Below are 25,107 nucleotides of genomic sequence, written 5' to 3'. Positions count from 1 at the left end.
AACGCACACCATGGTCCTACGCTTCGAAGCCCACCCCGACAATCCCCAGCCCCGTCTCATCAAGCAGGCCGCCGACATGCTGCGCCAGGGCGCCATCCTGGCCATTCCCACGGATTCCAGCTACGCGCTGGTCTGCCATCTGGACGACCGCCCTGCGGTGGAGCGGCTTCGCCGCATCCGGCAGATCAACGACAAGCACCATCTCACGCTGCTGTGCCGCGACCTGTCGGAGCTGTCCAGCTATGCGCGCGTGGACAACCGACAGTACCGCCTGCTCAAGCTGGCCACGCCGGGGCCGTACACCTTCATCCTGGAAGCCTCCAAGGAAGTGCCCAAGCGCCTGAGCCATCCCTCGCGCAAGACCATCGGCCTGCGCGTGCCGGACCGCAAGGGCACGCAGCTGCTGCTGGAGCAACTGGGCGAGCCGCTGATCGCCACCACGCTGATCCCGCCGGGCGAGACCGAGGCCCTGCACGACGCGGACGCCATCCTGGAGCGCTTTCCCCACGAGCTTGACGCCATCGTCGATGCAGGCGCCTGCCCTTCGGAGCCGACCACCGTGATCGACCTGGTTCCCATGGCCCTGGGCAATCCGCCGACCGTGGTGCGCCAGGGAAGGGGCAGCCTGGACGCCCTGGGCCTTGAGATGGCCTGATGAAGATGGCCCGAGCAGGGGCCATGCTCCGCACCGCATGAACGACAAACGCCGGGCAAGCCCGGCGTTTGTGTTGTGAAGAGACGCTGACGAGAAAGATGCAGATCAGTGCTGCGCCAATTCCAGCGACTGCAGCGGCCGGGCCGCAGGAGTCGGCGCACGCTGCTGTGGCCTTGGCGAACTTGGCGTCCTTGGAGAACTTGCTGCGGGCGCCACGGCAACGGACGGGGCCAGCGCGGGCTTGGCCTGCGCTGCCGAGAACCCCGCGCCCGCCGCAGACTCGGGCTCGTCATCGAGCTTGAAGGCGCCCACTGCCTGCTCCAGATCCTGGGCGCGCTCGCTCAACGCCGAGGCCGCGCGCGAGGCCTGCTGCACCAGGGCTGCGTTCTCCTGGGTGGCGCTGTCCATGTGGCCCACGGCGGCGTTGACCTGGGCGATGCCCTCGCTTTGCTCGCGCAGCGCCTGCGACATTTCGCCCAGCAGGCCCGATACCTGGCCCACGGCGCCCACGATTTCCTGCATCGTGGCGCCCGCCTGGTTGACCAGGCCGGCTCCGCTTTCCACCTGGCGCACGCTGGTGGTGATCAGTTCCTTGATCTGCTTGGCGGCCTCGGCCGAGCGCCCGGCCAGGCTGCGCACCTCGCTGGCCACGACGGCAAAGCCCCGGCCCTGCTCGCCCGCACGCGCCGCCTCCACGGCCGCGTTGAGCGCCAGGATATTGGTCTGGAAGGCGATGCCTTCGATGACCTGGATGATGTCCACGATCTTGCGCGAGCTGCCGCTGATGGCCTCCATGGTCTGCACCACCTCGCTCACCACGGCCCCGCCGCGCTTGGCGGTGGACGAGGCATCGACGGCCAGGCCGCTGGCCGAATGCGCGCGGTCGGCGTTCTGGCGCACGGTGGCGGTGAGCTGCTCCATGCTGGCCGCCGTCTGGGCCAGCGCCGAGACCTGGGCCTCGGTGCGGCGCGACAGGTCGGAGTTGCCGGCGTCGATCTCGCCAGCCGACAGGCCGATGGAATCCGTGGACTGCTTGATGCGGCCGACCAGCTCGGTCAGCGTGTCCTCCATGGTGCCCAGCGCGCCCAGCAGGCGACCGAAGTCGCCCTGCAGCTCGGTCGAGAACTCCTGGCTCAAATCACCGGCAGCCACGGTCTCGGCAATCAGGATGGCCTGGCCCAGCGGCTGCACGATTCCCCGCCGCAGGCTGAACCAGGCCACCAGGGCCAGCACGCAAACGGCAGCCCCCAGCCCCAGCACCCACCAGCGCGTGTGCACCAGCGCCTGCTCGGCCACCGTGGTCGCTCCCCCGGCCGCCAGCGCCTGTTCGGCCTGCCCCAGTGAAAACACCGTGACCGCCATCATCGTGAAGACCAGCAGATTGATACCGCCGAACGCAATCACCAGCCGCCAGCCTATCGGCAGCCTGCCCAAGCCCAGTACGCCCACGTGCCACCTCTTGTACATATGGCCCGAGGGCCTTGGTGAAAAACCTGTTGAGGGAATCATCTCATCGGTGTTTCATTTTGCAACACAGAATGGGGCATTGCCAATCTGCGGGAAACCACCATATCTACGCGGCCAGAGCGCAGCGCACGGGCTCTGGCGGCTGCCAGCGGCAAGGGTGGCCAGCGTCTGAGACAATGCCCGCCGTGGACATCTCCAACCTCATCCAGACCGTACTCATCTATGCCCTGCCCGTGCTCTTCGCGATCACGGTGCACGAGGCAGCCCACGGCTATGCCGCGCGCCACTTCGGCGACAACACGGCCGCCATGATGGGACGCATCACGCTCAACCCCATCAAGCACATCGACCCCATCGGCACCATCCTGATGCCGCTGCTGCTGTACTTCGCTACCTCGGGCGCCTTTCTGTTCGGCTACGCCAAGCCCGTGCCCGTGCGCTTCGACCAGTTGCGCAACCCCAAGCGCGACATGATCTGGGTAGCACTGGCAGGCCCGGCCTCCAATTTCGTGCAGGCCCTGCTGTGGGGCGTGCTGCTGGTGGTTCTGGTGGGATCGGGCGTGGGCGAGCGCTTCTTCATAGAAATGTGCCGTGCCGGCATCCTGGTCAATCTGGTGATGTGGGCATTCAACCTGTTTCCGCTGCCGCCGCTGGACGGTGGCCGCATCCTGGTCGGCCTGCTGCCCTGGCGTCAGGCGCAGTGGGTGGCGCGCATCGAGCCCTGGGGCTTTTTCATCGTCATGGGCCTGGTCATCGCCGGCGTGGTCGGCAGCCTGTGGCTGCGCCCGCTGATGGACCTGGGCTACGCCGTGATCGACTTCGCGCTGACCCCGCTGATCGCGCTGCTGCGCTGAACGCGCTGCAGAACGGTCCACCGGCTGTCTCTGCGGCTCCCTGTTTTTCTTTCTTGCCTGTCGAAGCCTCCCGTCATGAGCACCATCCGTTTCCTCACCGGCATCACTCCCAGCGGAACCCCGCACCTCGGCAACTATGCCGGCATGCTGCGCCCGGCCATCGCGGCCAGCCGCTCGCGCGAGGTCGAGAACTTCTACTTCCTGGCCGACTACCACGCCCTGATCAAATGCCAGGACCCGGCACGCGTGCAGCGCTCCACCATCGAGATCGCGGCCAGTTGGCTGGCGGCGGGGCTGGACCCCGAGCATGTGACCTTCTACCGCCAGTCCGACATTCCCGAGATCCCCGAGCTGTGCTGGCTGCTGACCTGCGTGACCGGCAAGGGCCTGCTCAACCGCGCCCACGCCTACAAGGCGGCCGTGGACAAGAACCACGCGGACGGCACCGAGACCGATGACGGCGTGACCGCCGGCCTGTTCATGTACCCCGTGCTCATGGCGGCCGACATCCTGGCCTTCAATGCGCACAAGGTGCCTGTGGGCCGCGACCAGGTCCAGCACATCGAGATGACGCGCGACATGGCCTCCAGCTTCAACCACATCTACGGCGGCGAGTTCTTCACGCTGCCCGAGGCGCAGGTCGAGGAGAACGTGGCCACGCTGCCCGGCCTGGATGGCCGCAAGATGAGCAAGAGCTACAACAACACCATCCCGCTGTTCTCCTCGCGCGAGCAGCTGCGCAAGCTCATCGGCAGCATCACCACCGACTCGCGTACGCCCGGCGAGCCCAAGGAAGTCGAGGGCTCGGCCCTGTTCCAGATCTACCAGGGCTTTGCCAGCGAAGAGGAAACCGAGGCGCTGCGCCGCCAGTACGCCGAAGGCATTGCCTGGGGCGACGCCAAGCAGCAGCTGTTCGAGCGCATCGACCGCGAGCTGGCGCCCATGCGCGAGCGCTACGAGCACCTGGTGGCCCACCCTGCCGAGCTGGAGGACATCCTGCAGGCCGGCGCCGCCAAGGCCCGCCGCGAGACCCTGCCCCTGATCCGCGAACTGCGCTCGGCCGTCGGCCTGCGCAGCCTGGCACAGGCCCCCGTGGCCGCCAAGGCCAAGGCCGCCAGGCAGGCCCTGCCCCAGTTCAAGCAATACCGCGAAGCCGACGGCAAGTTCTACTTCAAGCTCGTCGCCGCCGACGGCCAGCTGCTGCTGCAAAGCCTGGGCTTCGACGCCCCCAAGGAAGCCGGCCAGGCCATTGGCCAGCTCCAAAAGGAAGGCGAGGCGGCCCTGTCCGCACTGCAGCCCCGGCTGCAGCCCGCAGACCCCCAGTTGGTGCTGGCCGCCCTGCAGCAACTGCGCGATGCCGCAGAGTAAGGGTAAGCTTCGCTTGAGAAACCGCCTATTTGCGGGCAGTCTTGCCCGCGGGCTCGGCGCCGGGATTGCGGCGCGTGCGTGAAAGGACATTTGGATGCGTATAGCTGCTCTGGACGATGATCCGCTGCAACTGGAGATGCTGCGTCAGGTCGCGCTGGAGACGGGCCACAGCTGCCACACCTACCAGACGGGCTCGGCCCTGCAACTGGAGCTTCGCCGCGAGAGCTTCGACCTGCTGATCGTGGACTGGCACCTCCCGGACATGGAAGGAACGGACTTGGTGCGATGGGCGCGTGGCCATGTCAGCCGCGAGCTGCCCATCCTCATCATCACCCACCGCAGCGAAGAGGCCGACATCGTCGAGGGCCTGTCCTGCGGCGCCGACGACTTCATGGTCAAGCCCGTGCGCCATGCCGAGCTGCGCGCGCGCATGGCCGCCCTGTTGCGCCGCGCCTATCCGGTGAACACGCAAAGCGTGCTGGAGTTCGGTCCCTACCGTTTCCTCACCACCACCAACAGCCTGGAAATGCACGGCCAGCCCATCGAGGTGACGCACCGCGAGTACACGCTGGCCCTGACCCTGTTCCAGAACCAGGGCCGGCTGTTGTCGCGCGAGCACCTGCGCGAAGCCGTGTGGGGACACAACGCCGAAGTGCAGTCGCGCTCGCTGGACACGCATATCTCGCGCCTGCGCGCCCTGCTGAACCTGCGCGCCGGACAGCCCTACGCCATCAGTGCCGTGTACGGCTATGGCTATCGCCTCGATGTGCCCGACGCAGCGCTGCAGGCGCTGCAGCAGGCATCATGACCGTACACATGCCTGCCGCCCTGGGCAGGCCCGTATCGCGGGCCTGCATGCTGGCCGCTCTCGGCCTGCTGGGCCTGCTCGGCCTGGGCGGCGCGCAGGCCCAGATCAAACCCGTGGGCCGCAACGGCGACACGATGGCGCACCGGGTCGTCGCCGGCGACACGCTGGAGCAGCTGGCGGCCCGCTACCTGGGTGATGCCCGCCAGTGGACCGACCTGCAGCAGCACAACGGCGTGGCCAATCCCTACCGCCTGCGGCCCGGCTCCGTGCTGGAGATTCCCGTGCGCCTGCTGCGCGCCGCTGTCGCCTCCGTGGAATTCGTGCAGGGCGATGCACGCAGCACGCGCCCGCTGGACCACCTGGCCGATACGCAGGGCGCGGCCGGAGACGATGCGGGCCAGCCCCTGCGCAAGGGACAGACGCTGCAGGAAGGCGAGCGCCTGCAGCTGGCCCCGGACGCATTCGTCGCCGTGCGCCTGGCCGATGGCTCCCTGGTGCGCGTGCAGTCGCAGTCCGATGTGGTGCTGCGCCAGATGCGCCGCAAGGGCCGTGCCGGCAGCCTGCAGTCCGTACTGGACCTGCGCGAGGGCGGCGTCGAGGCCTCCGTGCCGCCCGAACCCGGCAACGCACAGCGCCGCTTCGAGATCCGCACGCCCGCTGCATCGACCAGCGTGCGCGGCACCCGCTTCCTGGTCCAGGCCGATGCCGCCGGCAGCACGGCAGCCGCCGTCGATGAAGGCACCGTCGCCGTGGGCTCCGACGCTTCAAGCGCGAACACTGGCGATGCGCTGCTGCGCCCGGGCCAGGGCGTGGCCGTGGCCGCCAATGGCCGCGTAGGCGAGCCCCGCCCCATGCTGGGTGCGCCCGACATCACGGCGTGGCCTGCGCTGGCGGAAGACGCCAACTGGATCAGCCTGCCCCTGCCTGGCTTGCCGGGCGCCGTGCGCTACCAGCTACAGCTGTCGCGCGATGCCGACATGACCCAGGTGCTGCGCAGCGCCAGCTTCCAGGCCACGGCATCGCCGCTTCGCCTGGCGGGCGTGGAGGACGGTGATTACGTGCTGTCCCTGCGCGGCATCGATGCCCAGGGCATTCCGGGCGCCGCCAGCCGCCGCGCCCTGCGCGTCAAGGCCCATCCCGTGCCGCCGCTGTATGAATCACCGCAGGCCGACGCCACCGTGGGCCTGGGCCGCGCCAGCCTGCAATGCACCCAGGTCGTGGGCGCCGCGCGCTACCGCATCCAGGTCGTCTCTGCCGATGCGCAGGCCGGCTTTGCCGAGCCCGCCATCGATGCACGCGACCTGAACGACTGCACACTGCCCGCCACCACGCTGGCCCGCCTGCCGGCCGGACGCTATCTCTGGCGTGCCGCCAGCATTCGCACGCTGGCCAATGGACAGCCCGACCAGGGCCCGTTTGCCGCAGCCCAGGCCATGCAACTGGCGGCCGTTCCGCCCCAGCCCTCGGCCAGCGCGCTGCAGATGGGTGACGGCCCGGCCGAAGGCAGCCGCCAGATCCGCTGGAGCGGCGAGCCCGGCCAGCGCTACCACGTGATGGTGGCGCGCGACCAGGAGTTCACCGCGCCGCTGGTGGACCTCTGGACCGACCAGCCGCAATGGAGCACCGAGGACCTGCCCGCAGGCAGCTACTACCTGCGCCTGCAGATCGAGGATGCCAACGGCCTGCGCAGCGATTTCTCGGCCGCGCGCCAATTCCGCACCGGCAGCTGGATCGTCGATGCCAGCGGCGAGATGATGCATTCGGGCAACGGAGAGCGCCTGCAGCGCCAGTAGCCGTGCCCGTTCATTCCCTGACCGCGCTTGTCCACCCAGCCGCCCTCGCCTGACAGCCCCGCCACGCCGGCGCAGCCAGCGCCTGCGCGTGGCCGTGGACTGCGGCGGGACTGGCTGCTGCTGGCGGCGGGCCTGCTGTCCCTGGCGTTCTGGCTCAGCGGCGACGGGCAGCTCGACCGCATCAACGGCTTCGTCCAGGACACGGCCAGCTGGCTGCACCGGCCCAAGGCATCGCAGGACATCGTCATCGTCGCCATCGACGATGCCAGCATCGACGCCATTGGCCGCTGGCCCTGGCGCCGCGCCCTGCACGCCGGCCTGCTGGAGCGCATCAGCCAGGCACCGCCGCGCGCCATAGGCCTGGACGTGATGCTCAGCGAGGAAGACCTGGACTACCCCGGCGACGACCTGCTGCTGGCGCGCGTTCTGCAGCGCAGCGGCCGCACCGTCTTGCCCGTGGCGCCAGGCAGCGGCCCGCTGCCGGCCTTCGCACAGGCCGCAGCGGCGCTCGGCCACACCCAGCTGCCCGTGGACGCCGATGGCGCGGTGCGCGGCTTCCATGCCATAGAAGGCAGTGCGCAGCAGCCCTGGTGGCACATGGCGCTGGCCCTGCACTGCGTGGGCGAGAACGGCCGCGCATGCGCCCGCCCGGAGCCCGTGCCGCCCATGGACCCCGACGCACCCTCCTGGCAACGCCGCCAGCAGGAGATCATTGCCTTTGCACAGGCCAGGCCGGAGCAAGGCGCCAGGGACCGCTCGCCCTTCACCACCTATTCCTACATCGATGTGCTGCGCGGCCGCATTCCTGCAGCGGCATTCCGCGGCAAATACGTGCTCATCGGCACGACGGCCACCGGCCTGGGCAGCCGCTTCACCGCACCGCTGGGCACCAGCGCGCGGCCCATCTCCAGCGTGGAGATGCTGGCCCATGTGCTCAATGGCAGCCTGCAGGGCTCGCATGTGCATCCCGCGTCGGCCACGCTCAACCGCGCGCTCAATGCGGCAGCCGTGCTGCTGGCCCTGCTGGCCCTGGCCTGGCTGGGCCCGTCGGGCGGCATGCTGGCCTGCACGCTGCTGGCCCTGGCCTGCCTTTCGCTGGCCGGGCTTGCACCGCGCCTGTGGCAGGTGCAGACGGCGCCTGCAGCCGGCCTGCTGGGCCTGGCCCTGGCCTATCCGCTATGGAGCTGGCTGCGCCTGCGCGCCGCCGCGCGCTTTCTGGCGCTGGAGCTGCGCGACCTGCAGGGGCAGGGCCTGCCCACCGCGCTGCGCCTGGGCGGCGACCTGCTGGACCAGCGCATCGCGGCCGTGGAGCAGGCTTCGCGCCAACTGCGCGCCCTGCACCATTTCGTCAGCGAAAGCCTGCGCCAGCTGCCCTCGCCCACCTTTGTCTGCGACCGGCAGGGCCATGTGCTGCTGGCCAATGCCGCAGCCCACGCCTATGCGCGCAGCTTGGGACATGGCCTGCGTGCCGGCGATGCCCTGCCCCGGCTGCTCGATGGTCTGCGGGCACTGGAGACGGCAGCCGGCGCATCCGCCGGCCAGCCCTTGCTCACGCCCGAGGCACTTGCCGCCCACGGCCTGCCGCCCAGCAGCGAGGGGCGCGACCCCATGGGACGCAGCCTGATGCTGCTGACCCAGACCTTCGAGGCACCGCCGACCACGGGCTGGCTGATCACCCTGGTCGATATCAGCGATCTGCGCAGCGCCCAGGCCCAGCGCGATCTGGCCATGCAGTTCATCTCGCACGACATCCGTGCGCCCGTGGCATCCATCATCACCTTGCTGGAGATGCAGCGCGGCGCCGTACAGGCGCCCGACCTCGGCCTCCTGCTGCCGCGCATCGAAGGCTATGCCCAGGCCTCCCTGCAGCTGGCCGACGATTTCGTGCACCTGGCACGCGCCCAGCAGCAGGCGCTGCGCCGGGAACGGCTGGACCTGGGCCTGGTGCTGGACCAGGCCGTGGAAAGCTGCTGGGCCCAGGCCTCTGCGGCCCATGTGAAGCTGGAGTTCCACCTGCCCGAACAGGAATGCCCCGTGCTGGGCGATGCGGGCATGCTCCACCGCGCGGCCGTCAACCTGATCGGCAACGCCATCAAGTACGGAGCGCGCGCAGATCAGGCAACCCCTGCCACGGTGCAATGCCTGCTGCAGCAGGACGCAGGCCATTGCCGCATCACCATCCGGGACCACGGGCCCGGCATGGATGGGAAGGCCGTCGCCCGGCTGAGCCAGCCGTTCGAGCGCCTGGACCACCACCAGCACCTCGACGGCGTGGGCCTGGGCCTGGCCTTTGTGCGCACCGTGGCCGCCCGACATGGCGGGCAGCTTGAGATAGAAAGCACGCCCGGCCAGGGCAGCGCCTTCAGCATCGCGCTGCCGAAAGCGGAACAGGCCTGACTGGCATCCCAGGGATGCAGATGCAGAAAACGAAAAAGCCCTGAAGTCTTTCAACTTCAGGGCTTTGCGTTTTTTGGTGCGGCTGGCAGGAATCGAACCCACGACCCCTTGGTTCGTAGCCAAGTACTCTATCCAGCTGAGCTACAGCCGCAACGCTTCGCATTGTAGCAGCGGGTTTTGGGGCTCCCGGACAAAAGCGCCATATTTCTGCAAAAAACCCGGCGACCGCTTTCCCCGGCAACCGGGCGATGGCATGCCATGCGGCAGTCGTGCGCCCAGCAAAAAAGCCTGCCGCCCGGAAAGGCGGCAGGCTTTTCATACCAATGGATGGTAGGGCCTCCCAGAGTCGAACTGGGCACCAACGGATTATGAGTCCGCTGCTCTAACCAAGCATGAGCTAAGGCCCCTGATTCACCAAGGCAGCACGGATGCAGGCCATGGCAAACAACTATTGTAGAGCCTAACCCGCAGGACTCAGCGCTTGTGACTCAGCGCATTGCTGACGAGCTTGGAGGTGATGTCCACGATCTGGATCATGCGGTCGTAGTGCATGCGGGTGGGCCCGATCACGCCCAGCGTACCCACCACCTTGCCGTCGAGCTCGTAGGGCGCGCTGACCACGGACAGCTCCTCGAAAGGCACGACCTGGCTTTCACCGCCGATGTAGATGCGCACGCCTTCCGCCTGGCTGGAAAAATCCAGCAGCCTGAGGATCTGGGTCTTTTGCTCGAACAGGTCGAAGGCGCGGCGCAGATTGCCCATGTCGCTGGAGAAATCGCTGACCGACAGCAGGTTGCGCTCGCCCGCGATGACCACGTCCTCCTGGGCGCTGGTCATGGCCTCCGTGCCGATGTTGACGGCCGCCTGCATGAGCGTGGCCACCTCGCCGCGCAGCAGCTCCACCTCGCCCTTGAGGCGCTCGCGCACCTCTTCCATGGCCAGGCCCGCGTAGTGGCTGTTGAGGAAGTTGGAGGCTTCGATCAGCTGCGAGCCCGAGTAGTCCACGTCGGTGAAGATGACGCGGTTTTGCACGTCACCGTCGGGCGATACGATGATGACCAGAAAGCGCCGCTCCGACAGCCGCACGAATTCGATGTGCTTGAACACCGAGGTGCGGCGCGGCACCAGCACCACGCCCACGAACTGGGAAAGGCTGGACAGCAGGTTGGCGGCGTTGGCGATGACTTTCTGCGGCTGCTCGGGCGCGAGCTCGGGCGTCACGATATCGGCACGGTCTGCAGTGAGCATGGTGTCCACGAACAGCCGGTAGCCCCGGGCGGTCGGAATGCGGCCCGCCGAGGTGTGCGGGCTGATGATCAACCCCAGGTCTTCGAGGTCAGCCATCACATTGCGTATCGTGGCAGGCGACAATTCAAGCCCCGACGCACGCGACAGGGTTCGCGAGCCCACAGGCTGGCCGTCAGCGATATAACGCTCGATCAGCGCTTTGAGCAACAACTTGGCACGTTCGTCGAGCATGTGATGATTTTAATGATGTAATTTCCAGAAATGACGTCCACGTTTCGCCACGTTGCCTTGATCGGGAAGTACCACGCTCCCAGCGCAAGCGCCCCGTCCGAGAATGCCAGCAACGCGCTTGAGCGCATTGCGGACTTCCTCAGGCGCCAGGGCTGCGAAGTCGTGCTTGATACCCAATCGGCCCTGCACGCAGGGCTCACAGACTACCCCACCCTCGATGTCGATGGCCTGGGCAGGCATTGCGACCTGGGCCTGGTCGTCGGCGGCGACGGCACCATGCTCGGCGTGAGCCGGCACTTGGCGCAATACGGAACGCCCCTGATCGGGGTGAACCAGGGCCGCCTGGGCTTTGTCACCGACATCGCGCTGGAGGACTTCGAGGCCACGCTCACGCCCATGCTGCAGGGCGAATACGAGGAGGACCTGCGTCCTCTGATGTGCGCCCGCGTGATCCGCGACGGCCAATGCGTGTTCGAGGCCCTGGCCATGAACGACGTGGTGGTCAACCGCGGCGGCACCTCGGGCATGGTGGAGCTGCGCATCGAGGTGGGCGGCCGCTTTGTCTCCAACCAGCGCGCCGACGGCCTGATCGTGGCCACGCCCACGGGCTCCACGGCCTATGCGCTGTCCGCCGGCGGGCCAATGATGCACCCTTCCATCCCTGCCTGGGTGATGGCACCCATTGCGCCGCACAACCTGTCCAACCGCCCCATCGTGCTGTCCGATGCCAACGAGGTCACGATCGAGGTCGTGGCCGGGCGCGATGTCAGCGCCAATTTCGACATGCAGTCCCTGGCCTCGCTGCAGCACGGCGATCGCATCCTCGTAAGCCGCGCCCACCACAGCGTGCGCTTTCTGCATCCCAAGGGCTGGAACTACTTCGCCACGCTGCGCAAGAAACTGGGCTGGAACGAGGGAGGCGCCTGACCATGGCGCTCAAGCGCATCGTTCTGCGCGACTTCGTGATCGTGCAGGCCCTGGATCTGGACTGGCATGCGGGCTTCACCGTGCTGACTGGGGAGACCGGCGCCGGCAAATCCATACTGATCGACGCATTGCAGCTGGCCCTGGGCGCCCGCGCCGACGCGGACGTGGTGCGCGAAGGCTGCACCCAGGCCGACATCTGCGTGGAGTTCGACGGCTGCGCGCGGCTGCGCCCCTGGCTGGAGGCCGCAGGCCTGGCCTGCGAGGACAACAGCCTGCTGCTGCGGCGCACGGTGGACACCCAGGGCCGCAGCCGCGCCTGGATCAACGGCACGCCGGCCACGGCCACGCAGCTGCGCGCCCTGGGCGAGCAACTGATCGACATCCACGGCCAGCATGCCTGGCAAAGCCTCACGCGGCCCGATGCGGCGCGCGCCCTGCTGGACGCCTATGCCGGCATCGACAGCCGCGAGGTCCAGGGCTGCTGGAGCCGTTGGTCCCAGGCCCGGCAGGCGCTGCAGCATGCGCAATCCGCCCAGGACAGCCTGCAGCGCGAGCGCGAGCGGCTGCAGTGGCAGATCACCGAACTCGACAAGCTGGCCCCGCAGGCCGACGAGTGGGACGAGCTCAATGCCCAGCACACGCGCCTGTCCCATGCCCAGACCCTGATCGACACCGCCCAGACCACGCTGCAGATGCTGGAGGACGACGAGGCCGGCGTGATCACTCCGCTGGGCCGCGCCAGCCACCTGATCCAGAACCAGGAGCACCTGGAGCCCGACTTCCAGAACATTGCCGACGTGCTGGCCTCATGCATGGCCCAGGCGCAGGATGCGCGCCATTCGCTGCAAAGCTATCTGCGCCGCGCCGACCTGGACCCCGAGCGCCTGGCCGAGCTCGATGAACGCCTGTCGCTGTGGATGCAGCTGGCGCGCCGCTACCGCCGCACGCCCGATGAACTGCCGGCACTGCTGGCCGGCTGGCGCCAGGAGCTGCAGCAGCTGGACGCCGCCGTGGACATCGAGGCCCTGCATGCGGCCGAGCAATCGGCGCAGCAGCACTACCAGGCCAGCGCCCGGGTGCTGTCGCAGCAGCGCGCACTGGCTGCGCCGCGCCTGTCGCGCGCCATCACCCAGGCCATGCAGGGCCTGGGCATGGAAGGCGGCCTGTTCGAGGCCGCCCTGTCCACGGCCGACTCCCCCGGTGCCTTTGGCGTGGACAGCGTGGCCTTCCTGGTCGCCGGCCATCCTGGGGCCAGTCCCAAGCCGATTGCCAAGGTGGCGTCGGGCGGCGAGCTGTCGCGCATTTCGCTGGCGATTGCCGTGACCACCAGCGAGCTGGGCGAGGCCGGAACGCTGATCTTCGACGAGGTGGACTCGGGCGTGGGCGGCGCCGTCGCCGAGACCGTGGGCCGCCTCATGCACGCACTGGGCCGATCGCGGCAGGTGCTGTCCGTCACCCACCTGCCGCAGGTTGCCGCCTGCGCCGACCAGCACTACCTGGTGGCCAAGCAGCGCGCCAGGCAAGGCACGCTCAGCACCGTGCAGCCGCTGGACAGCGCCGCACGCGAGGCCGAGCTGGCGCGCATGCTCGGTGGCGAGCGCCAGTCCGAAACCACGATGGCCCATGCCCGCGAAATGCTGGCCATGGCGCGCCAGGCACCTGCACCCCGCCCACCCCCGCGACGGGCCGGCCGGCAGCGGCCCCAGGCCGATGCCGACCGCACACGGTCCAAGCCGGGACGCGCGGCCAACGGCGCGCGCAACACCAATGGAGGCTGATGCCATGTCGCTTGAGATCGTGCTGATCACCGGGATGTCCGGATCGGGCAAATCCGTCGCCCTGCATGCGCTGGAGGATGCCGGCTACTACTGCGTGGACAACCTGCCCCCCGAGCTGCTGTCCGCCTTCGTCGAACTGGAGCACGGCCGCCACAGCAACAAGGTGGCCATTGCCATGGATGCGCGCAGCGCCGGCGGACTGCCCCACCTGCCCGGCCAGCTGGAACGACTGCAGCGCCAGGGCGTCGTGCCCCACCTGGTCTTTCTGGACGCCACCACGGGCACCCTGGTGCGGCGCTTCTCCGAAACCCGGCGCCGCCATCCGCTGTCGCAGGGGCCGGTCGCCGAAGGCCGCCGCGCCCTGGTGCAGGACATAGAAACCGAGCGCGAGCTGCTGGGCGACCTGCGCGAGAAGTCGCATGTCATCGACACCAGCCACCTGCGCTCGTCCCAGCTGCAAAGCTATATCAAGGAGCTGATTGCGGCCCCGGTGGGCCAGATGACCCTGGTCTTCCAGTCCTTCGGCTTCAAGCACGGCCTGCCCTCGGATTCCGACTATGTGTTCGATGTGCGCATGCTGCCCAACCCGCACTACGAACCCCAGCTGCGCCCGCTGACCGGCATGGACGCGCCCGTAGCCGAGTTCCTGCGCCAGCAGCCCGGCGTGGACCAGATGCGCCGCGACATCCAGCAGTTCCTGGAGTCCTGGCTGGACATGATGGCCAGCAACCACCGCAGCTATGTCACCGTGGCCATCGGCTGCACGGGGGGCCAGCACCGCTCGGTCTTCCTGGTCGAGGAACTGGCGCGGCACTTTGCCCCGCGCTGGCCCACGCTGTGCCGGCACCGCTCGCTGGACAGCCGGCCCACGCTCAAGCCTGCCGACTTGCTTGCGCACGACGTCTGAGCGCCAGGCCCCGCCTCCGGAACATTGCGATGCAAGGCTTGCCGATGACGAACGCCCCGCGCGTGTTGCTGGTGGAGGACGACCCCGCCATCGCGCGCACCGTCTGCTATGCGCTGGAGCGCGACGGCATCGCCGTGCGCCACTGCCTGCAGCTGGCCGATGCACGCGCGCAATGGCAGGCGCAGCCGCCCGATGCCCTGCTGCTGGACGTGGGCCTGCCCGATGGCAACGGCCTGGACTGGTGCCGCGAGCTGCGCCAGGCCGGCGCCGCCGTGCCGCTGCTGGTGCTCAGCGCACGCGGCGAGGAAATGGACCGCGTGCTGGGCCTGGAACTGGGCGCCGATGACTACCTGACCAAACCCTTCAGCCCGCGCGAGCTGGTGGCCCGCACCCGCGCACTGCTGCGCCGTGCGCAGCGCCTGCAGCCCACGCCAACGGCCAGCGCAACGCCGGCCGATGCCCTGTTCAGCATCGATCCACAGGGCCAGCGCGTGCGCATGCAGGGTGTGCCCCTGGAGCTGACGCGGCGCGAGTACCAGTTGCTGCGCTGCCTGCTGGAGCGCCCCGGGCGCATCCTCAGCCGCGAGTTCCTGCTCGACAGCATCTGGGGCCAGGACAGCGACAGCACGGACCGAACCGTGGATACGCACGTCAAGACCCTGCGCGCCAAGCTGCGCGCCCAGGCGCCGCAGCAGGACTTCATCACCACCCACCGCGGCATGGGCTACAGCCTGACGCTGCCGGGCTGAGCCACCGCAGCACGCCATGCGCCTCGGACTGCGGCTGTTCTTCGCCTTTTTCGTCATCAACGGCCTGGCCGCATTCTTCGTGCTGCGCGTCTTCATGGTCGAGGTCAAGCCCAGCGTGCGCAAGGTGACCGAGGACACGCTGGTCGAGACCGCCTACGCCCTGGCCGCGCTGGCCAGCGACGACATGGCCAGCGGCGTGCTGCAGCAAAGCCCCGCCGACAGCCGCTTCGCGCACCACATGCAGGCCTATGCCAACCAGACCGTCAAGGTCTGGATCTGGGACACGCGCAAGACCAGCCTGGATATGCGCGTCACCGTCACGGACCAGAAGGGCCTGGTGCTGTTCGACTCCGCCGGGCTGGACCAGGGCGCCGACTACTCGCGCTGGCGCGACGTGTACCGCACGCTGCGCGGCGAATACGGCGCACGCACCACGCGCGAGGTGCAGAACGACGAGGCCAGCAGCGTCATGTATGTCTCGGCACCCATCATGGTCGATGGCCGCGTGGCGGGCGTGCTCACCGCCTCCAAGCCCGCCCACTCGGTGCAGAAGATCGTGGACAGCGCGGAAAGCAAGATGCTGCGCGGCGGCCTGCTGTTCCTGCTGCTGTCGGCCGGCGTGGGCTTTGCCGTGACCTGGTGGCTGGTCATCCATGTGCGGCGCCTGCGCAGCTATGCCCAGCAGGTACAGGCGCCCACGCTCAACGAGGCCGCCTCCCCCACCACCGCCCCTCCCATGCCCGAGGCCCCGCGCATGCCCGGCGAGCTGGGCGAGCTGGCCCGCGCCATGGAGAACATGCGCAGCCGCCTGGAAGGGCGCGACTACATCGAAGGCTATGTGCGTGCCCTCACGCACGAGCTCAAGAGCCCCGTGGCTGCCATCCGTGGCGCAGGCGAGCTGCTGCAGGAAGACCTGCCCGCCGCCGACCGCGAACTGTTCGCACGCCAGGTGGTGGACCAGTGCCAGCGCCTGCAAAACCTCGTGGACCAGTTGCTGCGCCTGAGCCAGCTGGAGCAGCGCCGCGCCCTGCACGCGCACACGGCCTGCAGCCTGCAGGCCTGTGCCGAACAGGCCATGGCGCAAGTCCACAGCGCAGCGCACCAGCGCCGCATCCAGCTGGTTCTGCAAGGCCAGGACAGCAGCGGCCCCTGGGAGCAGGACCTGGTGGTGCTGGCCCTGAGCAACCTGCTGAGCAACGCCATCGACTTCGCCCCCGAGGGCAGCAGCATCCACGTGGACCTGGAGCCCGGCCGCGTCAGCGTGCGCGACCACGGCCCCGGCGTGCCCGAGGCGCTACTCGGCCGGCTGGGCGAACGCTTTTTCACCACCCCCCGTCCCAACGGAGAGCGCAGCGGCACGGGCCTGGGCCTGTCCATCGTGCTGCGCATCATGCTGCTGCACGGCGGCAGCATGCAGGCCGCCAACGCCCAGCCCGGGCTGCGTGTCACGCTGAACTGGCCACTGCGGGCACACTGACGCCCCCCCCTATCGGCCCTGCGAATCCGACTTCACACCCGCTTCACACACTTCATTTCGGCCACACAGCCACCGCCCAGACTGCGTCCACGATCAACGAACGGGATGTGGAATGAAGAACCGACTGCTTGCCAAAGGCGTGGCCCTGCTGGTCATGCTGGGCCTTTTGATGCTGGGCCTGGGCCTGATACACGACGTGGTGCGGGACCGCATACGCAACCGCGACAACGCCGTGCAGGGCGTGGTCGCCAGCCTGGCTGGCCGCCAGACGCTGATGGGCCCGGTGCTGGTGCAAAACTGCACCGAGACCACGGGCTTGGAAAAAGGCAGCAAGACCGAATGGACCACGCGCCAGTTCCAGCGCATGCTGCTGCCCGACCAACTGCGCCACCAGGCCACGGCGCGCATGGAGGAGCGCTCGCGCGGCCTGCACCAGGTCAGCACCTATGCCATGCAGGACAGCATCAGCGCCAGCTTCACGAACGCCGCCCAGTACCTGGAAAGGCCCTCCATCGACACGGCGGCCAACCAAACCGTGCGCTGCGGTGCACTGCGCGTGGCGCTGTCGCTCACCGATCCGCGCGGCATACGCTCGGCCACCATCGAAGCCGATGGCAAGAGCCTGGACGTGGGCCCCGGCACATCACTGGAGCGCTACTCGCAGGGCCTGCAGGCGGAACTGGCGCCGGCCCTGCTCAAGAAGGACGGGCCCCTTGAACTGAAGATTGCCCTGGAACTGGTGGGCACCGAAAAGCTGGCCTTCGTGCCGCTGGGCAGCCACAGCCAGGTCCAGTTGTCGGCCGACTGGCCCCATCCCTCGTTCGGTGGCAGCTTTCTGCCCAACCGGCGGGAGATCAGCGACAAGGGCTTCGAAGCCAGCTGGAACCTCTCGGCCCTGGCCTCGTCCGCACGCCAGGCCTTCACCGACCAGCAGCCGCTGTGCCAGCCCGGCCGCCGCGACATGGAGGAATACGCGGCCACCGCCCATGCCACCAACAGCGGCCCTTGCCTGGAATCGCTGGATACGGACTTCGTGGACCCCATCAACGCCTACTCGTTGAGCGACCGCGCCACCAAGTACGGCCTGCTCTTCGTAGTGCTGACCTTCGTGGCCGTCGGCCTGTTTGAAGTGCTCAAGCAGCTGCGCGTGCATCCCATCCAGTACCTGCTGGTGGGATCGGCGCTGTGCAGCTTCTTCCTGCTGCTGATCAGCCTGTCGGAGCACATGGGATTTGCCAGTGCCTACGGCATTGCCGCCTCGGCCTGCGTGCTGCTGCTGGGCTACTACGCCAGCCACATCCTGGGCAGCCTGCGCCGCGGCCTGCCGTTTGCGGCGGGCATCGCCGCACTCTACGGCCTGCTGTACGTGCTGCTGCAACTGGAGCAAAGCGCGCTCATCGTGGGATCGATCGCGCTGTTCGCGGTGCTGGCCCTGATCATGGTCTGCACGCGGCATGTGGACTGGTATGCCTTCGGCCGGCAGGATGGCGACCGCGGCGATGCAGACGCAGGCACCCGCCCAACCGTGGGAGCGCTGCAGCCATGAGCACCATCACCGCCATCAGCGATATCCGCAGCCCGGACAATCAGGCGCTGGAGCGCCAGCGCTGCGAGCAGGCCTGGCAACAGGCCGTGCAAAGCGGGGACCGCCATGCCCTTGGCTGCCTGCGCCTGCACATTGCCGACGCCACCGCACGCGCCAGGCGCACGCCCGGCGCACGGGAACAGTGGCTGGCCTGGATGCTGCTGCGCTGCGCCCTGCTGCTGCCGCGCCGCAGGTTCTAGCCAGCCGGTCCGGCCGTGGCCTCAGCCCGCGAATTGCACATCCAGCAGCTTGCGCACGGGGGCTGGCAGGCCCATGTCGGCCCAGGCTCCGGCATCGGCCCAGCAGCCCTGGCCGTCCGGCGTGGCGGCATCGATGCCGCCACCCTGCACGCGCAGGCGCACCGGATGCAGGTGCAGATCGCGGTGGGTGAGCACATGCAGAAAGGCGGGCAGATCGGTCCAGTCCAGGGGCGCCGTTCCTGGCCAGTGCTGTGCCACCGCCTGCTCCAGCGCCTCGCGCCCGTTGAACACGGGCGGCGCATAAAGCCCCGCCCAGATGCCCTGCTGCGGACGGCGCTCCAGCCAGACGCGGCCCTGCCCGTCCACGGCGATCAGCAGCCACCAGGCCTCGGAACTGCGCTTGAGCTTGCGCGTTCGCACGGGATAGTTTTCGGGATTGCCAAAGCGCGCCGCCCGGCACTGCGGCTGCAGCGGACAGACCAGACAGCTGGGCTTGCGCGGCGTGCAGATGGTGGCACCCAGGTCCATCAGGCCCTGGGTATAGCGGGGCATGGCCTGCTGCAAGTCCTCGGTGGGGCACAGCTGCTGGGCCAGGTCCCACAGTTCGCGCTCATTCCTGGCGACCGCCAGATCGGCATCGAAGGCCAGCACGCGCGTGAGCACGCGCCGCACGTTGGCATCGAGGATGGGCACACGCTCGGAAAAGCAAAAGGAGGCGATGGCGCCGGCCGTGGACCGGCCTATGCCGGGCAGCGTGGCCAGATCCTCGGCCCTGCCGGGAAAGGCACCACCCCAGTCCTCGACCACGGCCTGGGCACAGCGGTGCAGGTTGCGCGCGCGGCTGTAGTAGCCCAGGCCGCTCCACAGCGCCAGCACCGCGTCCTGCGGTGCGGCCGCCAGGCTGGCGACATCGGGGAAGGCATCGAGAAAGCGCTGGTAGTAGCCCAGCACGGTACTCACCTGGGTCTGCTGCAGCATGATTTCGGAGAGCCAGACGCGGTAGGGATCGCGCGTCTGCTGCCAGGGCAGGTGATTGCGTCCATGCGACGCCTGCCACTGCACGACGGGCGTGGCAATCGAGGGAAAGGTCAAGATATCAAGCAGTCAGTGAGGTTTCCTGTGCAGCCTTTGCCAGGCCGGGGAAGGCGGGCGTGGGCGACAGGGGTTGCAGCAGTTCCATGGTGGCCTGCCCCAGCTGCAGCTGCAAGGCCGTGAGCTGTTCGTCAGCGGTCTCGATCTCGGCAATGCGTTCCACCAGGCCCGAGGCCGCATTCTGTATGCGGTCCACCGCTTCGATGCGGCGGGCAAAGCTGCGCTTGCGCTCCTTCAATTGGGCATCGAGCTGGGCTGTGGCGGATTTGCTCCACATGTCCACGTCGTTGGCCGCAGACTCGAACACCGTGCGCAACCGCATCGCCAGCGCCTTGATCAGGCGCTGCGCAAACGCAGGATTGCTGCGCCTGAGCGCGTGGCCCAGGCCCAGGTACTGGGTATAGCTGGCCTCGATGCGCTGCAGGTCGCCGCCGAACTCGGCCAGTTCCAGCTGGGCCGGAGCCTGCAGCGAGAAGCCGAACTCGGCATTGAGTTCCTTGAAGGTCGCGCCCAGCATGGACTGGATCTCTCCGGCCTGCGCCTGGGCCCGGGTCGCCACGGTGCGCAGGCGCTCGAAGGTTTCGGCATAGACCTTGCGGGCGCCCAGCTTCAGGCCGCGCTGCTCCAGCGCATCCTTGAGATCGACCAGTTCCTGCTTGAGCGCGCTGGAACCCAGCTGGCGGAAGATGTCGCGCAGCATGCGCATGTGCACCAGCCGCACGGCCTGGATCCTGGCGGCGCTGGCATCGAAATCCTGCTGCTCGCTCTCGATGCGGTGGCGCATGGAGGCGATGACGCTGGCATTCTTGCCGCGCAGGCTGCGCAGCTCGGCCATCTGGTCGTCCAGGTCGCGGCGGCGGATGTTGAGCACGCGCTCCACCTCGACCTGCAACTGCTGCACATTGGCCCTGACGGCCGTCTGCAGTACCTTCTGGCGCTGGCCCATGATGCCCTCGGCCAGCATGTTCTCGAAAACGGGCAGTCCGCTGGCCTGCAGCAGCGCATCGTTGCTGGAGACCTTGGCCACCAGGCCCTTTTGCGCCGACACGGGCAGCACCCGCTCCATGGGCAGGCCCAGCATCTGTGCCGACTCCTGGCGCTGGCGCTGCAGCTGGGCCTGCACCTGCGACGCGGAACTCAGGCTATCCCAGAGCGTGTCTATCTTGTTGAGCACCACGAGTCGGGAGTCGGCCAGCGCATGCTGGCCAGAAGCCACATCGGGCGGCAGCACATGGTCGCGCCAGATGGCCAGATCGGACTTGGTCACGCCGGTATCGGCCGCCAGCACGAAGACCACGGCATGGGCCTGGGGGATCAGGTTGACGGTCAGCTCGGGCTCGGCGCCCACGGCATTCAGGCCGGGCGTATCCAGAATCACCAGCCCCTGCTTGAGCAAGGGATGGGGCATGTTGATCAGCGCATGGCGCCACATGGGCACCTCGACCAGGCCCTGCTCATCCACGAAGGGATTGCCGCCCTGATCCTCGTCATGCCAGAAGCCCCAGGTCCGCGCCAGTTCCACGGAAACCTTGCGCACTTCGGCCACCTTGGCCAGCGTGTCGGCTATCTGCTGGGCATTGTTCACGTCGAGCGGCAGTTGCAGCCAGGCCTCGGGACGGGCGCGCCACTGGCCCAGGCTTTCCAGCGATTCGCGCGTATCGATGGGCAACAGGCGCAGGCTGGGCTGCAGCTCTGCCTCCCAACCCAGCTCGGCGGGGCACATGGTCGTGCGCCCTGCGCTGGCCGGCATGAGGCGGCGGCCATAGTGGGCGAAGAAGACCGCATTGATCAGCTCGGACTTGCCGCGCGAGAACTCGGCCACGAAGGCCACCATGACCTTGTCGCCACGCACCTGGGCTTCCAGCCGCTGCAGCCGCTCCTGCACCGCGACATCCAGCAGCTCCTGGGACTGCAGCCATTCGCGCAGCGCATGCAATTGCTGCGCAAAGCCGCGGCGCCATGCGCCGTGCTGGTCGAATTGCTCGTTGAATGATGGTCCCACGTGTTTCCCCCGCCATTGCATCGCCAATGTCTGCCGATGCCTAGTGATCGCCTCGACATTGCGCCGCAAGCGTGATGCCTGTTCTCTTCAAAATATAGCACCGTCGCCCCATTTTGCCTGCTGCGGCGCCCCAAGGCCGGCCCCTGGAGCGGGGGGATTAAGGACAAAATATCGTTTATTTACAAATGAAACAATATTTCACCATCAATCTGCGGCGGTTGGTGCCTGAAATTTACAGAAACAGGCGTTTTCTGCAAATGCTTCGCGGGACCTGCCGCAATGCAGCCGCAACAGGCGTTACGAGACGTTGAGAATTCGCTCCGTTTTTTGAAGCGATCATCCCGCCTTCTGGCACCGCGCGCAGAAGTAGGTGCTGCGCTGCCCCTGGCGCAGCATTTGCACGGGCGAGCCGCAGTGCGTGCAGGGCAGGCCTTCGCGGCCATAGACCTTGGCCTGCAGCTGGAAGTGGCCGGCCATGCCATCGGGCGCGGAGAAATCGCGCAGCGTCGTGCCGCCCTGCTCCACCGCCAGGGCCAGCACACGGCGGATCTCCTCGAACAACCGGCGCACCTTGCGCGGCCCGACCTCGCAGGCCGGCTGCGTGGGCGCGATGCGCGCCATGAACAGCACCTCGGACGCATAGATATTGCCCACGCCCACGACCACACTGCCGTTCAGCAGCAATTGCTTGATGGGCGTGCGGCTGGCCTTCAGGCCGGCCCGGAAGGTCTCGAACGAGAAGCTGTCATCCAGCGGCTCCATCCCCAGATGGTCCAGCAGCCTGCGCGCCCAGGGATCGCTCTCGGCCGCCACATACATCACCGCACCAAAGCGCCGCGGATCATGCAGCCGTAGCAGGCCCTTGCTGGTCTGCAGGTCGAAATGGTCATGCGTCCCTGCAGGCCCCAGCGGTGCTTCATGGGGGGCCACGAAACGCAGGCTGCCCGACATGCCCAGGTGCAGCATCAGCAGGCCCTCGCTCAGTTCCATCAGCAGATACTTGCCGCGCCGACGCACGCCGTGCACATCGCGCCCAGCCAGCTGCTCGGGGGCAATGCCCAACGGCCAGCGCAAGGGCTTGCCCAAGGCCACGGATTCAATGCGCGCTCCGGCGATCTGCGCGGCAAAAGCGCGCCGCGTGACTTCTACTTCTGGCAATTCAGGCATGCGATCCGGGTTGTGCTGTAGTTGTGCGAAATGTGGTCTGGGCTTCGATTATTATGGTTCGATGGATCATCGCCTTCGCCTTCAGGGACTTGCCGTGGCAGCAGCCCTGGCCATGGGTTCCGCCACTGCCTGGGCACTCCCGGGCAAGACCGCAGCCACCATCGAGACGGAATCCCCCGAACCTCCCTCGTCCGCCGCCGCCTCTGCGGAGGACGATCGCGCCGCCCTCAACGCCGAGCTGTTCTACGAGATCCTGGTCGGCGAGATCGCCGCCAGCGAAGGTGCGCTGGGCGACGCTCAGGCCATGATGATGGAGGCCGCACGCACCAGCGGCAGCGAGCAGCTGTACCGGCGCGGCACCGAGCTGGCGCTGCAGTCGCGCTCCGGCGAGCGCGCCCTGGCCAATGCCCGCGCCTGGCTGGACGCCTTCCCCCAGTCCCGCGACGCCAACCGCTTCGTGCTCCAGATCCTGGTGGCACTGAACCGCATCGCCGATACCGGCAGCTATCTCAAGCGCGAGATCGAGGCCACGCCTGCGCCCTCCAAGCCCGCCACCTACCTGGGCATCACCCAGCTCTACAACAATGCCAGCGACAAGGTCCTGGCGGCCGATGTGGTCGAGCAGGCAATGGCCGGCGAAACCGACAACCCCGCCAGCGGCCCCCTTGCCTGGGCCACCATCGGCCACATGCGCCTGGGCGCCGGGCAGAAGGCTGCCGCCATGCAGGCCGTGCAAAAGGCACAGGCGCTGACACCCGATACCGGCCCCGTGGCCCTGCTGTCCATGGAACTGCTGGAAGCCGGCATGCCTGAGGCGGAGCCCATCGTCAAACGCTACCTGGCCAAGAACCCTTCAGCCCAGATGCGCATGGCCTATGCCCGCGTGCTGCTGGGTCAGCAGCGCATGGACGAGGCCCGCCAGCAGCTGGTCTCCATCACCGTGGATTCCCCCGACTACGCCGAAGCCTGGGCCACGCTGGCCGCGCTGCAGCTGCAGTCCAACGACGTGGATGCAGCCCAGGCGTCCACCGAGCGCTTCGGCAAGCTCGTGCCGCAGATTCCCGCCGGTGTGGCGCGCAGTGCGGCCCAGTCCCAGTACTACCTGCTGCAGTCCCAGATTGCAGAAAAGCAGGGCAAGTTCGCCGAGGCCGACGCCCTGCTGCGCCGCATCGACGACGCGCCCAACCTGCTGAGCGTGCAGGCGCGCCGTGCCGCCCTGCTCGCGCGCCAGGGCAAGCTCAAGGAAGCCCGCGCCCTCATCGAGGCCGTGCCCGCCAGCGGCCCCAGCCAGCAGCGGCTCAAGCGCCTGGCCGAAGTGCAGCTGCTGCGCGATGCCAATCAGAATGCCCAGGCCTACGCGCTGCAGGCCGAGTTGCAAAAGCAGGACCCTGAAGACGCCGAGCTCGCCTATGACACCGCCCTGCTGGCGGAGCGCATTGGCAAGCATGACGAAATGGAGCGGCTGCTGCGCGGCATCATCGCGCGCCAGCCTGATTTCCAGCACGCCTACAACGCGCTGGGCTACTCCTTCGCCGAACGCGGCATCCATCTGGATGAAGCCGAAAAGCTCGTCAGCAAGGCGCTGGAAATGTCGCCTGGCGACCCCTTCATCACCGACAGCCTTGCCTGGGTGAAATTCCGCCGGGGCGACCTGGACGAAGCCCTCAGGCTGCTCGAAAGCGCCTACGCATCACGCCCCGACGTGGAGATCGCCGCACACCTGGGCGAAGTGCTCTGGGCCAAGGGCGATCGCGAACGCGCGCAGAAGATCTGGCGCCAGGGCCTGGCCACCAGTCCCGACAACACGACCCTGCGCGAAACCCTGCGCCGCCTGGGCGTCTCGCTTTGAGCTACCGCGCCGTGCCCGGGTTGCCGCATCCCGCCCTTGCACGCCGGCAGCTGTGCGCCACGGCGGCCGCCGCCGCACTGCTGGCCCTGGCCGGCTGTGCGCTGCCACCCCGCCAGCTGCAGGCCGACGCAACCGCCCCCACCGCTGCAGGCCACTGGGCGGGCCGGCTGGCGCTGCAGGTGGAAGATGCGCAAAACCAATCCTTCAGCGCAGGCTTCGAGCTGCTGGGCACGCCCCAGCGCGGCGAGTTGCTGCTGTTCACGCCCCTGGGCTCGACACTGGCGCGTCTGCTCTGGGAACCGGGACAGGCAAGCCTGCAACAAGGCGAGGAGCGCAAGACCTCGGACTCGCTGCCCGCACTGGTGCAGGAGCTGACCGGCAGCGATCTGCCCATTGCCGCCCTGTTCGACTGGCTGCAGGGCCGGGCCACCGCAGCCGCAGGCTGGCAGGTCGACCTCTCCCGCATGGAGCAGGGCCGCCTGTCCGCCCGGCGCAATGACCCGCAGCCGCCGGCCGCGCTGCGCATCGTGCTCGACACGCCCTGATTTCCGCC

General features: G+C 68.2%; 20 protein-coding genes and 2 tRNA genes. 15 read left to right on the top strand and 7 right to left on the bottom strand.

Annotated features, from left to right (window positions below):
* Nucleotides 1–10 precede the first annotated feature (10 nt).
* Complete coding sequence (locus ACM14_RS07600; protein WP_012207210.1) at nt 11–655, top strand: L-threonylcarbamoyladenylate synthase; 645 nt, start codon at nt 11–13, stop codon at nt 653–655.
* Between the two features lie 105 nt (nt 656–760).
* Here ACM14_RS07600 and ACM14_RS07595 read toward each other — a convergent pair whose 3' ends face one another.
* Nucleotides 761–2,122: a methyl-accepting chemotaxis protein gene (locus tag ACM14_RS07595; protein WP_065345779.1), complete on the bottom strand. Its 1,362-nt coding sequence runs from the start codon at nt 2,120–2,122 to the stop codon at nt 761–763.
* Between the two features lie 185 nt (nt 2,123–2,307).
* Here ACM14_RS07595 and ACM14_RS07590 point away from each other — a divergent pair, with 185 nt between their 5' ends.
* The 5 genes from ACM14_RS07590 to ACM14_RS07570 all read left to right on the top strand — a co-directional run bounded on the left by ACM14_RS07590 (nt 2,308) and on the right by ACM14_RS07570 (nt 9,342).
* On the top strand, nt 2,308–2,976 hold the full coding sequence (locus tag ACM14_RS07590; RefSeq protein WP_170962005.1) for a site-2 protease family protein: 669 nt from the start codon (nt 2,308–2,310) through the stop codon (nt 2,974–2,976).
* 75 nt (nt 2,977–3,051) lie between these two features.
* On the top strand, nt 3,052–4,344 hold the full coding sequence (locus ACM14_RS07585; RefSeq protein WP_043825000.1) for a tryptophan--tRNA ligase: 1,293 nt from the start codon (nt 3,052–3,054) through the stop codon (nt 4,342–4,344).
* Nucleotides 4,345–4,438: 94 nt separating this feature from the next.
* Entirely contained in the window at nt 4,439–5,152 is a 714-nt protein-coding gene (locus ACM14_RS07580) for a response regulator transcription factor (RefSeq protein ID WP_012207214.1), read from the top strand.
* Entirely contained in the window at nt 5,146–6,945 is a 1,800-nt protein-coding gene (locus ACM14_RS07575; protein ID WP_139093389.1) for a FecR domain-containing protein, read from the top strand. The genes ACM14_RS07580 and ACM14_RS07575 overlap by 7 nt, the downstream gene beginning before the upstream one ends.
* A gap of 27 nt (nt 6,946–6,972) precedes the next feature.
* The gene (locus ACM14_RS07570) at nt 6,973–9,342 is read left to right on the top strand and encodes a CHASE2 domain-containing protein (protein WP_065345777.1); all 2,370 of its coding nucleotides are present in this window, start codon (nt 6,973–6,975) and stop codon (nt 9,340–9,342) included.
* Nucleotides 9,343–9,416: 74 nt separating this feature from the next.
* Here ACM14_RS07570 and ACM14_RS07565 read toward each other — a convergent pair.
* The 3 genes from ACM14_RS07565 to hrcA form a co-directional block, all read right to left on the bottom strand.
* Nucleotides 9,417–9,493 (bottom strand) — tRNA-Arg (locus ACM14_RS07565).
* A gap of 177 nt (nt 9,494–9,670) precedes the next feature.
* A tRNA-Ile gene (locus ACM14_RS07560) sits at nt 9,671–9,749 on the bottom strand.
* Nucleotides 9,750–9,816: 67 nt separating this feature from the next.
* A complete protein-coding gene (gene hrcA / locus ACM14_RS07555) occupies nt 9,817–10,821 on the bottom strand; it encodes a heat-inducible transcriptional repressor HrcA (RefSeq protein ID WP_013800869.1) in 1,005 nt (334 codons plus the stop codon).
* Nucleotides 10,822–10,851: 30 nt separating this feature from the next.
* Between hrcA and ACM14_RS07550 the strand changes: the two genes are divergently transcribed.
* From ACM14_RS07550 to ACM14_RS07520, 7 genes are all read left to right on the top strand, one after another.
* Nucleotides 10,852–11,748 carry an NAD kinase gene (locus ACM14_RS07550; protein WP_012207218.1) on the top strand — a complete coding sequence of 299 codons (897 nt, stop codon included), beginning with the start codon at nt 10,852–10,854 and terminating at the stop codon, nt 11,746–11,748.
* Nucleotides 11,749–11,750: 2 nt separating this feature from the next.
* Nucleotides 11,751–13,526, top strand: coding sequence for a DNA repair protein RecN (gene recN / locus ACM14_RS07545; protein WP_065345776.1), 1,776 nt, complete (start codon nt 11,751–11,753; stop codon nt 13,524–13,526).
* A 4-nt stretch (nt 13,527–13,530) separates the two neighbouring features.
* Nucleotides 13,531–14,433 carry an RNase adapter RapZ gene (gene rapZ / locus ACM14_RS07540; protein WP_012207220.1) on the top strand — a complete coding sequence of 301 codons (903 nt, stop codon included), beginning with the start codon at nt 13,531–13,533 and terminating at the stop codon, nt 14,431–14,433.
* A 44-nt stretch (nt 14,434–14,477) separates the two neighbouring features.
* Nucleotides 14,478–15,182 carry a two-component system response regulator CreB gene (gene creB / locus ACM14_RS07535; protein ID WP_065345775.1) on the top strand — a complete coding sequence of 235 codons (705 nt, stop codon included), beginning with the start codon at nt 14,478–14,480 and terminating at the stop codon, nt 15,180–15,182.
* Nucleotides 15,183–15,198: 16 nt separating this feature from the next.
* The gene (creC, locus tag ACM14_RS07530; protein ID WP_065345774.1) at nt 15,199–16,659 is read left to right on the top strand and encodes a two-component system sensor histidine kinase CreC; all 1,461 of its coding nucleotides are present in this window, start codon (nt 15,199–15,201) and stop codon (nt 16,657–16,659) included.
* Nucleotides 16,660–16,771: 112 nt separating this feature from the next.
* Nucleotides 16,772–18,205, top strand: coding sequence for a cell envelope integrity protein CreD (gene creD / locus ACM14_RS07525; RefSeq protein ID WP_065345773.1), 1,434 nt, complete (start codon nt 16,772–16,774; stop codon nt 18,203–18,205).
* Complete coding sequence (locus tag ACM14_RS07520; RefSeq protein WP_065345772.1) at nt 18,202–18,444, top strand: hypothetical protein; 243 nt, start codon at nt 18,202–18,204, stop codon at nt 18,442–18,444. Before creD ends, ACM14_RS07520 begins: the two co-directional genes overlap by 4 nt.
* 21 nt (nt 18,445–18,465) lie before the next feature.
* Here ACM14_RS07520 and mutY read toward each other — a convergent pair whose 3' ends face one another.
* From mutY to mutM, 3 genes are all read right to left on the bottom strand, one after another.
* Nucleotides 18,466–19,536 carry an A/G-specific adenine glycosylase gene (gene mutY / locus ACM14_RS07515; RefSeq protein ID WP_065345771.1) on the bottom strand — a complete coding sequence of 357 codons (1,071 nt, stop codon included), beginning with the start codon at nt 19,534–19,536 and terminating at the stop codon, nt 18,466–18,468.
* Nucleotides 19,537–19,540: 4 nt separating this feature from the next.
* Nucleotides 19,541–21,538, bottom strand: coding sequence for a dynamin family protein (locus ACM14_RS07510; RefSeq protein ID WP_013800863.1), 1,998 nt, complete (start codon nt 21,536–21,538; stop codon nt 19,541–19,543).
* Between the two features lie 336 nt (nt 21,539–21,874).
* On the bottom strand, nt 21,875–22,705 hold the full coding sequence (mutM, locus tag ACM14_RS07505; RefSeq protein ID WP_065345770.1) for a bifunctional DNA-formamidopyrimidine glycosylase/DNA-(apurinic or apyrimidinic site) lyase: 831 nt from the start codon (nt 22,703–22,705) through the stop codon (nt 21,875–21,877).
* A gap of 61 nt (nt 22,706–22,766) precedes the next feature.
* Here mutM and ACM14_RS07500 point away from each other — a divergent pair, with 61 nt between their 5' ends.
* Both ACM14_RS07500 and ACM14_RS07495 read left to right on the top strand, forming a co-directional pair.
* Nucleotides 22,767–24,554, top strand: coding sequence for a tetratricopeptide repeat protein (locus ACM14_RS07500; protein WP_175403247.1), 1,788 nt, complete (start codon nt 22,767–22,769; stop codon nt 24,552–24,554).
* Nucleotides 24,551–25,099: an outer membrane lipoprotein LolB gene (locus tag ACM14_RS07495; protein ID WP_254662014.1), complete on the top strand. Its 549-nt coding sequence runs from the start codon at nt 24,551–24,553 to the stop codon at nt 25,097–25,099. Before ACM14_RS07500 ends, ACM14_RS07495 begins: the two co-directional genes overlap by 4 nt.
* The last annotated feature ends 8 nt before the right edge of the window (nt 25,100–25,107 follow it).

The organism is Delftia sp. JD2 (genome assembly GCF_001682645.1).
Taxonomy (GTDB): Bacteria; Pseudomonadota; Gammaproteobacteria; order Burkholderiales; family Burkholderiaceae_C; genus Comamonas; species Comamonas acidovorans.
Note: the sequence above shows the minus strand (reverse complement) of the source record. Positions and strands in the feature narration are given on the sequence as shown.